Annotated in this window: 8 protein-coding genes; all 8 read left to right on the top strand. The window is 65.1% G+C overall.

Annotated features, from left to right (window positions below):
• Nucleotides 1-258: 258 nt before the first annotated feature.
• The 8 genes from Q0G75_RS02940 (at nucleotide 259) to Q0G75_RS02905 (ending at nucleotide 13,125) form a co-directional block, all read left to right on the top strand.
• On the top strand, nucleotides 259-1,725 hold the full coding sequence (locus Q0G75_RS02940; protein WP_294416220.1) for an isochorismate synthase MenF: 1,467 nt from the start codon (nucleotides 259-261) through the stop codon (nucleotides 1,723-1,725).
• The gene (locus Q0G75_RS02935; RefSeq protein ID WP_294416221.1) at nucleotides 1,722-3,758 is read left to right on the top strand and encodes a thiamine pyrophosphate-binding protein; all 2,037 of its coding nucleotides are present in this window, start codon (nucleotides 1,722-1,724) and stop codon (nucleotides 3,756-3,758) included. Before Q0G75_RS02940 ends, Q0G75_RS02935 begins: the two co-directional genes overlap by 4 nt.
• A 147-nt stretch (nucleotides 3,759-3,905) precedes the next feature.
• The gene (locus Q0G75_RS02930; RefSeq protein ID WP_294416223.1) at nucleotides 3,906-4,790 is read left to right on the top strand and encodes an alpha/beta fold hydrolase; all 885 of its coding nucleotides are present in this window, start codon (nucleotides 3,906-3,908) and stop codon (nucleotides 4,788-4,790) included.
• A gap of 233 nt (nucleotides 4,791-5,023) precedes the next feature.
• Entirely contained in the window at nucleotides 5,024-6,931 is a 1,908-nt protein-coding gene (locus Q0G75_RS02925) for a diguanylate cyclase (RefSeq protein WP_294417711.1), read from the top strand.
• An 85-nt stretch (nucleotides 6,932-7,016) separates the two neighbouring features.
• Entirely contained in the window at nucleotides 7,017-7,373 is a 357-nt protein-coding gene (locus Q0G75_RS02920; protein ID WP_294416226.1) for an Hpt domain-containing protein, read from the top strand.
• 171 nt (nucleotides 7,374-7,544) lie between these two features.
• Nucleotides 7,545-8,384 carry a 1,4-dihydroxy-2-naphthoyl-CoA synthase gene (gene menB, locus Q0G75_RS02915; protein ID WP_294416228.1) on the top strand — a complete coding sequence of 280 codons (840 nt, stop codon included), beginning with the start codon at nucleotides 7,545-7,547 and terminating at the stop codon, nucleotides 8,382-8,384.
• A 42-nt stretch (nucleotides 8,385-8,426) separates the two neighbouring features.
• Nucleotides 8,427-11,276 (top strand): o-succinylbenzoate synthase, encoded by a 2,850-nt coding sequence (menC, locus tag Q0G75_RS02910; RefSeq protein ID WP_294416230.1) that lies wholly within the window; start codon nucleotides 8,427-8,429, stop codon nucleotides 11,274-11,276.
• Between the two features lie 328 nt (nucleotides 11,277-11,604).
• Complete coding sequence (locus Q0G75_RS02905) at nucleotides 11,605-13,125, top strand: basic amino acid/polyamine antiporter (protein WP_294416232.1); 1,521 nt, start codon at nucleotides 11,605-11,607, stop codon at nucleotides 13,123-13,125.
• Nucleotides 13,126-13,159 lie beyond the last annotated feature (34 nt).

Genomic DNA, 13,159 nt, shown 5'->3' with positions numbered 1-13,159 from the left:
GCCGCTGTATTCAGCCTGGGGAAAGCTCGATTCGCGCACAGCGTTTTGCGCTGCTGGTGGAGAAATGGAGCAGACCTTGGACCTTGAACGGTTTGAAAGCTTGGCGGGCGTTCGGTAACGTTATTGCGATCTTGGGCATGTGCCGGACTGCGCGCATATAAGCCGCCGAACGACGGCCCGGAGTCGGAGACTCCGGGCCTTTTTGCGCACCGCTATAATAGGAAACCGTGACCCATCAGACGATCAGGGAGAAGTCGAATGACCCGAATCTATTCGTACACCCAGCCGCTCGATGCCGATATCGTCGACGCGTTCTGCCTCATGCAGAAGGGCTTCACCGATCAATTTGTGTATTACCGCAAGGACCGTCCTACTCGCTTCATGGGCCTGGGGCGTTGCATCGCGCTGCCGACCCTGGACGAGGCCGAGTGCGAGCTGACGGGGCCGGCCGCAGAGCAGCCGGTGTTCTTCTCGTTCAACCGATTCGACGCGCACAACCCCGCATCGGCCGATGAGCTGTTCCAGTCGTTCCCCAACTTGCACTTCATGCTGCCCGAGGTGGTGCTCATCGAGAATGAGAGCGGCGCTTTCCTGCAGGTGAACTCCCTTGGTCCGGTGTATGCCGGTCGCGTCGAGCGCTTCGCGCGCCTTGCCTTGACGGCGCCGCATCGCACGCGCCGCACCGTTTCGTACCAGCTGGAGCTCGATTCGCGGTCCGCTTGGGAGCAGGCGGTGGGAAGCGGGCTCGACGCCATCAAGGGCGGCCGCGTGGAGAAGGTGGTGCTTTCGCGCCGTCTGAAACTGCGTGCCGACGAGCCATTCTCTTCGAAGGACCTGTTGGTGAACCTGATCGACGGCACCGCGCACGGAACCGTGCTGCTCTACCGCTACGCCGACGTGTTCTTCTGCGGCTGCACCCCCGAGCTGCTCGTGAGGAAATCGGGTTGCGAACTGGAAAGCATGTGCCTGGCCGGAACGTGCCCGGCGTCGCCCGACCCTGCTGAGAATGAGCGCCTTGCGCAGGGTTTGCTGAACGATGCGAAGAACCGCGCCGAGCATGACTACGTCGTGCGTTTCATCCGGGATGTGCTGGGCCGCACCTGCTATGCGGTCGATGTCCCGAAAGAGCCGACCATCATGCCGTTGACGCGCATCCAGCATCTGATGACGCCTGCGTGCGCAAAGCTGCTCGAAGGCGTCGATCTGTGGTCGATGATGGGCGATTTGCACCCCACGCCCGCGGTTTCGGGCACGCCGGTCGGCGAGGCGAAGATGCTCATCCGCCAGATCGAAGCCTACAACCGCGGCTTCTTCGCCGGCGCATGCGGCTACGTGGATGCTGCCGGAGACGGCGAGTTCAGCGTGGCGCTGCGCACCGGCGTGTTCGACGGCGAGATCGGCTACGTGTACGCTGGATGCGGCATCGTCGATGGCAGCCGCGCGGCCGACGAGTACGACGAGATCGCGCTGAAGCTGAAAACCGTGCTCTCGGCGTTCGACGGCGAAGCCGGCGCTGCCTCATCTCGCGCCGCGCAAACCAGTTCGCAAACCACGGGTCAAACCGCTACGCAAACCAGCCAGCAAACCACCACGCAAATGGCGGGTCAGACCAAGGTGCAAGCTGCGCCGCAGGTCAGCCCGCTGGCGAGCCCGCAAGTTGCGGATCAAACCGCGGATCAAACCAGCTCGCAAACCACGACCGCAGGGGAAGGGGAAGCTCGATGACCGTCGCTGATCCGCGCGCAACCGCGCGCTTCCTGGGAGCGTTCTTCGATGAGCTCGCGAAATGGGGTGTGCAGAACGTGGTGATCAGCCCTGGGTCGCGCTCCACCCCGCTGTCCATGACCGCCTACGAGCTGTCGTGCCGCGCCCCGCAGCGTATGAGCATGTATGTGGACATCGATGAGCGCGGCGCCGCCTTTCTGGCGCTGGGCATGGCGAAGGCGTCCGGGCGTCCGGCGGCGTTGGTGTGCTCGTCGGGCACGGCCATAGCCAACTACTATCCGGCGATTCTCGAGGCGGAATCGTCGCGCGTGCCCTTGATCGTGCTGACGGCGGACCGCCCGCCGCAGCTGCAGGGGCTTGGTGCTCCGCAAACCTGCGACCAATCGCATGCGTACGGCACGCACGTGCGCGCCTATCGCGGGATGCCTTTGCCCGCGGATGACGAAGGCTCGCTGCGTTTCGCCCGTCAAGCCGCCCGCGAGGCGTGCATCGCTGCGCTCGGGTCGTGCGAGCTCCCGCAAAACCAGGGAGCGCAAAACCCCTCGGCAGCATCCTCGACGGCATCCTCTGCGGCACCCTCAGCGGCAGCGGCGCGCACATCCCGGCGTCTCGCCGGAGCCTGCTTCGGCGGCCCGGTGCACCTGAACTTCCCGTTCGATGAGCCGTTGAAGCCCGATGTGACGCTGCCCGACCTGTTCGACGCCGGCATCCCCTGCGCCGACCAGGCCGCTGCGGACAGCGCGGCTCCTGCGGCAAGACCCGCCCGCAAACCGCTGCTTCCCATCGGCGTCGCGCAGGTGCGCGGGGGCATGGAGGGCGCTGCCGCCGCCAAGCTTGCCAGCGAGCTGCTCGCCAATAACGTGCTGCTGCTGGCAGGCGAAGGCTCCTGCGCCACGCACGAGGAGGCGCAGCGCGTGCTGGCTTTCGCCTGCGCCTTCGCCATCCCGGTGCTCGCCGACCCTCTGTCGGGGCTGCGCTCCTTCGACGACCCGCTGGTGATCGGCAACTACGATAGCGTGTTCCAGCCTGGCGGAATCTCGCCTGACGAAAGCTTGAACCCGCAGGTCATCGTGCGTTTCGGCCGCTATCCCGTGTCGAAGCGCGCGACCCAGTGGGCTCGTGCGCGCGAAGATGCCGGCGTGCTGCAGGTTGTGGTCGATCCCCTGGAAACGCGCGACACCAACGCCGCCACCACGGTGTTCGTCCGCATGAAACCCGCCGACTTCGCGCAAAGCATGACGCGCGCGCTGCGCATGGAGGATGGTCCTGCGGCGGCAGGCGCCAACGACCTGTCGTTCGCCAACACGTGGCAGCGGGTAGAGGAAGCCGCCGCCAAGCGTATAGCTGCGGTGGATGCCGGCGAAGAGCCCGGTGCCGACGGCTTCGAGGGTGCCTATGTCCGCCGCGTGCTGGAGCTTGCCCCCGAAGGCTCGTGCCTGTTCGCGGCAAACTCCATGAGCGTGCGCGCCGTGGACACCTTCTACCTGAAGGGCGGCAAGCAGTTGACCGTGCTTGCGAACCGAGGTTTGAACGGCATCGATGGCACGGTTTCCACGGCCATCGGCGCCTCGCGCTGCTTCGGCAGGACCACGCTGATCACGGGCGATCTGACCATGCAGCACGACCTGAACGCCCTGGCGTTGCAGCGCGAGCTGCGCGTGCAGCGGCAGCTCGCCGACGCCGCAGACGGCGCAAGCCGCACGCCGGAGCAGGACGCCGAGCGTAATAGCTGCGAAACAAACGCCGGCGAGCGGGGCATTACCATCGTGCTGCTGAACAACAACGGCGGTGCCATATTCGACATGCTGCCGCAGAAGTCGCAGGAAGCGTATTTCGAGCGCCTGTTCCTCACGCCTCAGGACGTGGACTTCCAGGCCGCGGTCGCCGCATTCGGCGTGCCCTATAGTAAAACGGCCACGTTGGCGGAGTTCGACCGGGCGTATCGCGCATCGCTGGATGTGCCGGGCATCAGCTTCATCGAGGTGCCCGTGCCCCTGCAGGGCCTGCGCGAGCGCTACGCCAAGTATTGGTAGGAGCTCGCCGCGCAACCGTCGCTGCGAGGTTGGCGATCGACGCGCGATTATCGCCGCAGGGCCGGGGTTTTGCGCCCCGGCTCTGCGAACACGCTGTGTTGTACGCAACACATACAACAACTAACACAAGGGATCGAGGAGGCGCTCATGGAGATGATGAACGAGCAGTCGGAAACCGCCTGCTTCGACGTTGATGGAGTCCGATATCGTTACCTGTATATGAAGGAGGATCCCGCCCGCGGCCGCCGCCGCACCCCGGTGCTGTTCGTGCATGGGTTCGCGCAGAACGCGATGTCCTGGTTCCCCACAAGCCGCACCATCTTCCTTGAGCGCGACGTGTACGGCATCGACCTTGTCGGCCACGGCGGGTCATCGGCCCCGGTCCATCCGGCGCCGTACAGCCTGCCGGCCATGGGCGAGGCGCTCCTTGCCCTTATCAAGCTGATTCCGGGAAAACCCCTGGTCGTTGCTTATTCGATGGGCGGTCGCGTGGCGCTTTCCGCGTTGCTCGAGGTCGGCCCTGCGGCCTTCGCAAAGCAAACGAGCGGCCTGCTGCTCGAAAGCGTGGGCATGGGGCCGAAAACGCAGGCGGAGCGCGATGCCGCCATCGAGCGCGATGCCGATATGGCGCGCCGTCTGCGCGAGACGCCGCTGAAGGACTTCATGACCTATTGGGAGAACCTCCCGCTGTTCGAATCGCAGAAGGCGCTGCCGAGGAAGGTTCGCGCCGCGGTGCGCGCCAACCGGCTTGCCAACGATCCCGAGGCGCTGGCCAAATGCGTGGAATGCGCCGGTCAGCACCGCATGCCATCCTATCGCGAGACCACGGCGGCGTTGCGCGAGCTTGGCTTGCGCGGCTACCCGGCCCTCTACCTGGCTGGCGAAAAGGACGTGAAGTACAGCAAGCTTGCAGCCAACCTGCATGAGGAGGGCATCATCAGGACGCGTATCGCGCCGAAGGTGGGGCATAACGTCCACCTGGAAGCCCCCGAGGTGTTCGCCGCCTGTGTGCACAGCGTGGCAACGCGCTAGCAGGGCATTCGCTGTCTATTTCGGTAGGCCCCTCCCAACTGCGCGACGGCCGCCTGGCGGGATTCTGCCCCCGATCATCCCACCAGGCGCCCGGCGCTCCCCAATCGCTCCGGGCTATCTTTCCGGGCCTTGCCCGATTCGTGCGTTGACGTGGTACGCCTTTGCTACAATGAACTCGTTGGAAACAGCATGCACACACGCTCGAATCAACTCGAAACAGAGGCTCACCGGCTATGGACGATAAAACGCAAGGTACCGAGCAGCAAGATCGGCAGCCCGATATGTCGAGGGACGAACTGGAAGCGGAAATGGGCCGCTTGCTCGGCGTCTACCCTGTTGTGCGCTTCCTTGACGAAGACGACATCGAGGAAGAGGAATCCTGCCTGCTGTACGGCGGCGCGTGTGTTTGCATGCGCGGGGTGTGCAAGGACATCCTGCGCAATAGAGGTTCCCGAACGCATAGGGTGCTCATGGGCGATCAGGTCCATCGCGCATCGGCTCGGTACGTGAACGTCGATGGCAAGCCGGGTGTGCTCATGTGCGCTCAGCCTGTCGACGCGGTCGCTAGCGGCATGCTTACCGAGGAGCTGCTCTATCACGATGCGCTGTCGGGCGCTTACAACCGGCGCTTCTACGAGGACAACCTGCGCAATCAGCACGTGTTCGCCGGCGTGGCGGTTTTGGACTTGGACGATTTCAAGCTGGTCAACGACACGCTGGGCCATCACGCGGGCGATGTCGCCATCAAAACGGCCGTGAGCGTGCTCAGGAGCTGCATCCGATCGACCGATATGCTCGTGCGCTACGGCGGCGACGAGTTCGTCTTGGTCATCCCCGGTATCTCCGCCGACGTCTTCGCGCGCAAGCTGCACGATATGGCGGATAAGCTGGCCGAAACGCCCGTTCCCGGATACGAGAACGTCAACCTCACCGTCAGTATCGGCGGCGTGCTGTCCGAGGGGCGCACCGTCGAGGAGGCGGTACGCCAGGCGGACGGCCTCATGTATAAGGCGAAGGGCCGCAAGAACCTCGTCATCACCGATTCCGACGATCTCGATCCTTACGAGTTCCATAAGCCGTTGCTGCTGGTGGTGGACGATTCCGAGATGAACCGCGTCATCTTGAGCGAGATGCTCAAGGATCAGTACGAGATCCTCGAGGCGGATTGCGGCGAAGCGGGCATCGCGTGCCTGGAACAGCACGGAAGCGGCATCTCCATCGTGCTGCTCGACATCGTCATGCCCGGCGCGGACGGCTTCGACGTGCTCTCCTGCATGTCGCGCAACGGCTGGATCGACGACATCCCCGTCATCATGATCTCCAGCGACGATTCCGACGACTCGGTGCTGCGCGCCTACGAGCTGGGCGCTTCCGACTACATCAGCCGTCCCTTCGATAAGCGTATCGTGCGCCAGCGCGTCAGCAACATCATGCGCCTGTACATCAAGCAGCGGCGCCTTTCCACCATGCTCGCGCAGCAGTTCTACGAGCGCGAGCGCGAAAGCCGCATGCTCGTCGATATCATGGGCGGGGCCATGGAACTGCGCAACGGCGAAAGCGGACCGCACGTGCAGCATGTGCGCAAACTCACCGAGATGATGCTGGAGCACCTGATGCGCAAAACGGACCGCTACCACATCAGCTCGAGCGAGCGCGCAACCATCGCCGCGGCCTCGACGCTGCATGACCTGGGGAAGCTTGCTATCCCCGATAGCATCTTGAACAAGCCGGGCAGGTTGACGTCCGAGGAGTTCGAGATCATGAAGACGCACACCACCATCGGCGGCGACATGCTCGAGGATATGGTGCAGTACCGCGACAGCGCCCTGGTGCGCGCGGCGCGCGACATCTGCCGTTGGCACCACGAGCGCTACGACGGCAGCGGATACCCCGACGGGCTGAAGGGCGAGGAGATTCCCATATCGGCGCAGGTCGTCTCGTTGGTCGACGTGTACGATGCCCTCACCAGCGACCGCGTGTACAAAAAGGCCTTCCCGCATGAGAAGGCCATGCACATGATCTTGAACGGAGAATGCGGCGCGTTCAACCCGCTGCTCATCGATTGCCTCATCGATCTGCAGGACCGCATCGTCGCCGAGAAGGACGAGGAAGATCCACCCCCCCCCTATTTCAGTGAATGACGAGGGGCGGGAAAGCGCGGGAGCTTGATCGAAGGCGGGCGCCCCGATGACGAAAACAGTCCATCAAGGAAAGGCGAGATAGGCCATGAGCACGATCGAGAACGCATATAACCAGGTAGGAGCCGATTTCAACGACGTGATGCGTCGTTTCACCAGCGAGGCGCTCATCGTGCGCTTCTCCGAGAAGTTCCTGGAGGACCCCAGCTTCGAGCAGCTGGGCGAAGCGCTGCGGGACGGCAACGCGGATGCCGCGTTCCTTGCCTCCCACACGCTGAAGGGCATCGCGCAGAACATGGGATTCACCGGCCTGTACGAGCCGTCGAACGCGCTGACCGACGAGCTGCGCGCCAAGCCGGCAGACCTTACGCGGGCAAAGGAGCTGTTCGCGCCTGTGGAAGCCGAGTACGGCAAAACGGCGGAGGCCCTGCGCGCCGCCCTGTAGCAAGCCGCGCGGCCTGGCCGCGCATCGGAATAGGGAACCCGTTGAGACGCTCCGTACGATGCGGATATCGTGCGGAGCGTGCTTATGTCGGGCGAATTCGCTACCATTGTTTCGTACACGTAAAACTTCGCGCAAACCCTTGCGTTTTCGCGTAGCAGCGGAAGGAATCACATGAGCGACATCCAGTGGCAACCTGGAAAGCAATACCGCGAGATCGTCTACGAAACGTACGAGGGCATCGCGAAGATCACCATCAACCGTCCCGCCAGGCGCAACGCCTTCACGCCCCTGACGGTCAACGAGATGTACGACGCGTTCTCCGTGGCGCGCGACGACGCCTCCGTCGGCGTCATCATCCTCACGGGCGCCAACCACGGCGGCCGTCATGAGGACGAGGCGTTCTGCAGCGGCGGCGACCAGAAGATCCGCGGCAACGGCGGCTACGTCGGCGAGGACAACATCCCCCGCCTGAACGTGCTCGACCTGCAGCGCCTGATCCGCGTGGTGCCCAAGCCCGTCATCGCCATGGTCAACGGTTACGCCATCGGCGGCGGCCACGTGCTGCACATCCTGTGCGACCTGTCCATCGCCGCGGAAACGGCGAAGTTCGGCCAAACGGGACCGAAGGTGGGCAGCTTCGACGCCGGCTACGGCGCGGGCTACCTGGCGGCCATGGTCGGCCAGAAGAAGGCGCGCGAGATCTGGTACCTGTGCCGCCAGTACACGGCGCAGGAGGCGCTCGACATGGGCATGGTCAACAAGGTGGTGCCCTTCGAGCAGCTCGAGGAGGAGACCGTGCAGTGGGCGCGCGAGATGCTGCAGTTCAGCCCCACGGCGCTGCGCTTCATGAAGGCGTCCTTCAACGCCGCCACCGACGGCTTGGCCGGTTTGCAGCAGTTCGCCGGCGACGCCACGTTGCTGTACTACACCACCGACGAGGCGAAGGAGGGCCGCGACGCGTTCAAGGAGAAGCGCAAGCCCGACTTCTCCAAGTACCCGAAGTTCCCGTAAGTCGTTTCAGCAGTTCAAGGCAAAGGTAGGCACAGAACCCTCATGATCGGCGTATTCGAAGGCATGGTGCGGCAGAACCCGCAGCGCACATGCTTCACGTTTGTCGACAAGGAAGGGAACGTGGAAGCGTTCTCGTATAGGGAAGCCCGCATGATGGCGGCGGGCCTGGCCAGCCTGTTGCGTCGAAGGGGCGTCGAGCCGGGCGACGCCGTGGTGATCGACCTGCCGAACAACCCGGCTTTCGTCATCATGCTGCTCGCGGCCGCCTACGGCGGGTTCTCGCTCATCACCATGAACACGCGCCTGACCGACGCTGAGAAGCAGGCGCGCTTGCTCGATCTGCAGCGTTCCCGTGCCGTGACCGTCTCCTATACCGTGGACATGTCGAACGCGGGGCACCTGCTGCAGACCGTGGCCGACGAGGCCACCGGCACCGCCGAGACGGCTGCGCACGGTCGCGGCCATGCGCAGCGCACGGCCTTCGCCGCTCGCACCAACATCGCCACCGCCGAGGCCCGCACCACCCGCGCGCTCGGCCGCGCGGGCCACGGCCGCCAGGCGGCGGCGCGCCGCCGCGAGGACGTTGCCCGCCAGGACGCCGTGGAAAGCGTCATCCATTTCGCCGAACGCGGCGCGCACGTGTTCGACCACGGTGCCGTGGCGGTGGTCATGTTCACCTCCGGCACCACTGGCCGCTCGAAGGCCGTTCCCCTGACCTGGGACAACCTGTGCGGCTCGGCGGCGGTTTCGAACGCCGCGCTCAACCGCCGCGGCGAGGGCCTGTGGCAGGCAGCGCTGCCCCTGTACCACGTGGGCGGCCTGCAGATGGTGGTGCGCAGCTTCCTGAACGCGAACCCGTTCATCCTCTACGAGCGCTTCGACGCCCGCCGCGTGCTGGCCGACGCCGCCCGTCGTGGCGCCACCCACATCTCGGTGGTCGACAAGATGCTGCAGGACATGCTGGCGGCGCCGAACGCCGATCAGCTGCGCCGCTATGTGTGCATCCTGCTGGGCGGGGGCCCGTTGAACGCGCAGACGCTCGGCAGCGCCCTGGCCGCGCGTGCCCGCGTGTACGCCAGCTACGGCATGACCGAGACGTCCAGCAACATCGCGAACTCCCTGGTGCTGCCCGGTTTCACGGGCGGCATGCAGCTGCTTCCCGGCTATGAGGCGCGCATCGTGGACGCCGGCCCCGACGGGTTCGGCCGCCTTGCCGTGCGCGGCCCCGGGCTGTTCTCCGGCTACCTGAACGCGCGGGCCGCCTACACGGCCGACGGGTTCTTCCTCACCGGCGACACGGCGGCCATCGCGCCCGACGGCAAGCTGTACGTGAAGGAGCGCACCGACGACATGTTCATCTCGGGCGGGGAGAACGTCTACCCCGCCGAGATCCGCGAGAAGCTGCTGCGCGTGCCCGGCGTGGCCGACGCGTACATCTTCGGCGCGCCCGACGAGAAGTGGGGCCGCCGCCCGGTCGGCTTCATCGAGCGCGATGCGGCGTACGACCTGCCCAGGCCCCTGTCGGCCTCCGTCGGCACGAGCGTCGCGGGGCAGCGCGGCCGCACCGTTTCCGACCGAATATTCGCCCAGGAGGCGGCGCGCAGCGTGGCGTCCCAGCTGTCGCGCGTGTACCAGCCCAAGCACCTGTTCGTGCTGGATTCCTTCCCGCGCACGGGCATCGGCAAGGTGGACCGCTCGGCCCTGCGCAAGCTCTACGAGCAGCGCATCGAGGTCAAGCGCGTGAACCTGTACCGCATCCGCCTGCCGTTCCGCAAGCCCTTCGCCACGGCGAAGGGGACGCTGTCGTTCCGCGAATCGCTGCTGGTGGAGGTGGTCGACCATGCCGGTCGCACGGGCCTGGGCGAGTGCGCGGCCTTCCCCACCGACTGGTATCTGCCCGAAACGCTCGACCAGGACCTGCGCATCCTGCAGGAGCAGCTCATCCCCCTGGTGCTGAACACGGTGTTCCTGCACCCCTCCGAGGCCGACGGCCTGCTGGCGGCGTGCCCGGGCGCCGATGCGCTGCCTATGGCGCGCGGGGCCATCGAGCCGGCGCTATGGGACCTGTACGGGAAGATCGTAGGACAGCCGCTGTGGCGGCTCATCGGCGGGCAGGCGCCCGAAGATGGTCGCCCCGCATCGGCGTTGGCAGGGGCCGCCGTGCCCGTAGGCTCGGTGTCGGACACGCTGGCCGCCGTTCAGCGCTGCGTGGATGACGGGTACGCGCGCGTGAAGCTGAAGGTGACGCCGGGTACTGCGCCATTTTGCGTGCAGGCGGTGCGCGAGGCGTTCCCCGACCTGGTCATATCGCTGGACGCGAACCAAAGCTTCACCGAGCGGGACCTTGACGTGCTGCGCGGCCTCGATGCGCTGGGCATCGCCTGGATCGAGGAACCCCTCGATCCGCGGCGCGCGCCGGCAAACGGTCCGCACGACCTGTTCGCGCGCTTGGCACAGCTGCAGCGGCGCATCCAAACGGCGGTGTGCCTGGACGAGTCCATCTTCACCGCAAACGATCTGGCGAAGGCGCTCAAGCATCAGGAGCTGAAGTGCTACGCGCTCAAGATCGGGAAATTCGGCGGCATCCAGCCTGCGCTGCAGTTCGTCCGCATGGCGAACGCGCGCGGCATGAGCGTGTGGATGGGCGGTATGTACGACACCGGCATCTCGCGGCGCGTGCATGCGGCGTTCCAGATGCTGCCCGGCGTGGTCGACGCGGGCGACATCGGCGCCACCTCGCGCTACTTCGACGTCGACGTTACCGACCCGCCGTACACGGTGGAGCGCGGGACGGTCACGCTCGAGCGCCGAGGCCATGAGCACGGTTTGGGCTGCGCGCTCGATCGCTCCGCCTTGTCGCGCGTGCTCATCGACCAGCAGACATACGAATAGCGCTCGCCGTCCCCGGCGGCGTCATGGCGGCCCGAGGCATCGTTCCCCTCGGGTCGTCGCCGTTCCGGCGAACGGTGCTCGCCTTTTCGGGCCGCTGCGTCCTTGACGCGCAGAGCCGCTTCCCACGCGGCCGCGACCTTGGCGCGCGTCGCCCTGCGTCTCCGGCCCGGCTTCGCGCGTGCCCCGCCGTGTGAATCGCCTCACGCAAAACCGCGCATACACCCCAGGCATTATTCATTTGCATCGGAAAATATCCTTTACGAATCCTTTATATAGCCTCGTGTGGGGTATAGTGGTGAGAACTATTTACTCTGACGAGGAGGGTTCGATGAACAACGCTAACGAAGCGGCAGGCGCTTCTATGGCCGCTTCCGGCACGGTGGCAACCGGGTCCGGCGCGCTGCATGATATGGAACATCACGGCAAGCTGGGCATTTTCCGTCTAGTAGCGTCGGTCATCACGCTGATCCTCGGCGCCGGCGTGTTCACGCTGTCCGGCGATCAGGCGGCCCATGGCGCCAGCGGCGCCGCTATCCTCACGGCTTGGGGCATCTCGGCTGTGGGCGTGCTGTGCCTGGTTATGACGTTTTTCGCGCTGTCTCGCCTTAAGCCCCAGCTCAAGGGCGGCATCTACAGCTACGCGGCCGCCGGTTTCGGCGACTTCCTGGGCTTCAACAGCGCCTGGGGCTACTGGATCTCGGCCATCCTGTGCACCGTCAGCTTCTCCGCGCTCCTGTGCGGCGCCTTGTCTTACTTCTTCCCCGTCTTCGGCACGGGCAACAACCTGGCCTCCGTCATCGCGGCCAGCTGCATCATCTGGTTCTACGCGTTCCTGGTCAGCCGCGGCGTGAAGGAGGCGGCGGGCGTCAACCTGATCATCACCATCAGCAAGTTCGTCCCCATTTTCGTCGCGCTCACTGCCATCATCTTCTTCCAGAAGTTCGACGTGAACATCTTCATGGAGAACATGGCGCACGGTTCGGTGGAGGGCATGACGTTCTTCGAGCAGGTCAGCGGCACCATGATGGTCACCATCTGGGTGTTCCTCGGCATCGAGGGCGCCGTGGCCATCTCCGGCCGCGCCAAGAAGGACAGCGACGTGGGCAAGGCCACCGTCATCGCCTTCATCTGCGTGCTCACCATCTATCTGCTGGTCTCCACCCTGTCCATGGGCGTCATGCCGCTCTCCGAGCTGTCCGAGCTGTCCAACCCGGCGCTCGCCGGCGTCATGGAGCGCGCCGTCGGCCCGTGGGGCGCCACGCTCATCAATGGCGGCGTGGTGCTGTCCCTGGTCGGCGCCATGCTCGGCTACACCGTGCTCTCCGCCGAGTGCCCCTACGAGGCGGCCGCTCAGGGCGGTTTCGTGAAGGCGTTCGCCCGTGTGAACAAGAAGGGCGCGCCCATCGTCACGCTGGTCGTCACGAACCTGATCATCGAGGTGTTCCTCGTCATCATGCTATTCTCGGAGAGCACGTACCAGTTCTTCTACGCGCTGTCCGCCGGCATGATCTTGCTGCCGTACCTGCTTTCGGCCGCGTATTTCGCGAAGGTCGCCTTTACCGAGGCCGATTCCTTCAAAGGTAAGCTGGGCGCTCCCGTGCCCGTTTGGCGCGTGTTCGCCGTCCTCGGCGTCATCTACAGCGTGTTCCTTGCATGGGCAAGCGGCGCCGTCGGCGTTACACTCATGTCTATCCTGTATGCTCCTGGCATCTTGCTATATATCAAGGGCAAGAGGGAGCGTAGCCAGCCGTTCTTGGACAACACGCTCGATCGCGTGGTGGCCGCCGTCATCCTCATCGCGGCCATCGTGTCGATCGGCCTGCTGGTCACGGGAACGGTTTCCATTTAGCGCAAGCCGCATGGTATAGGTAGGAATCGGAAGA

The sequence above is a fragment of the uncultured Senegalimassilia sp. genome, assembly GCF_934636665.1.
Taxonomy (GTDB): Bacteria; Actinomycetota; Coriobacteriia; order Coriobacteriales; family Eggerthellaceae; genus Senegalimassilia.
Note: the sequence above shows the minus strand (reverse complement) of the source record. Positions and strands in the feature narration are given on the sequence as shown.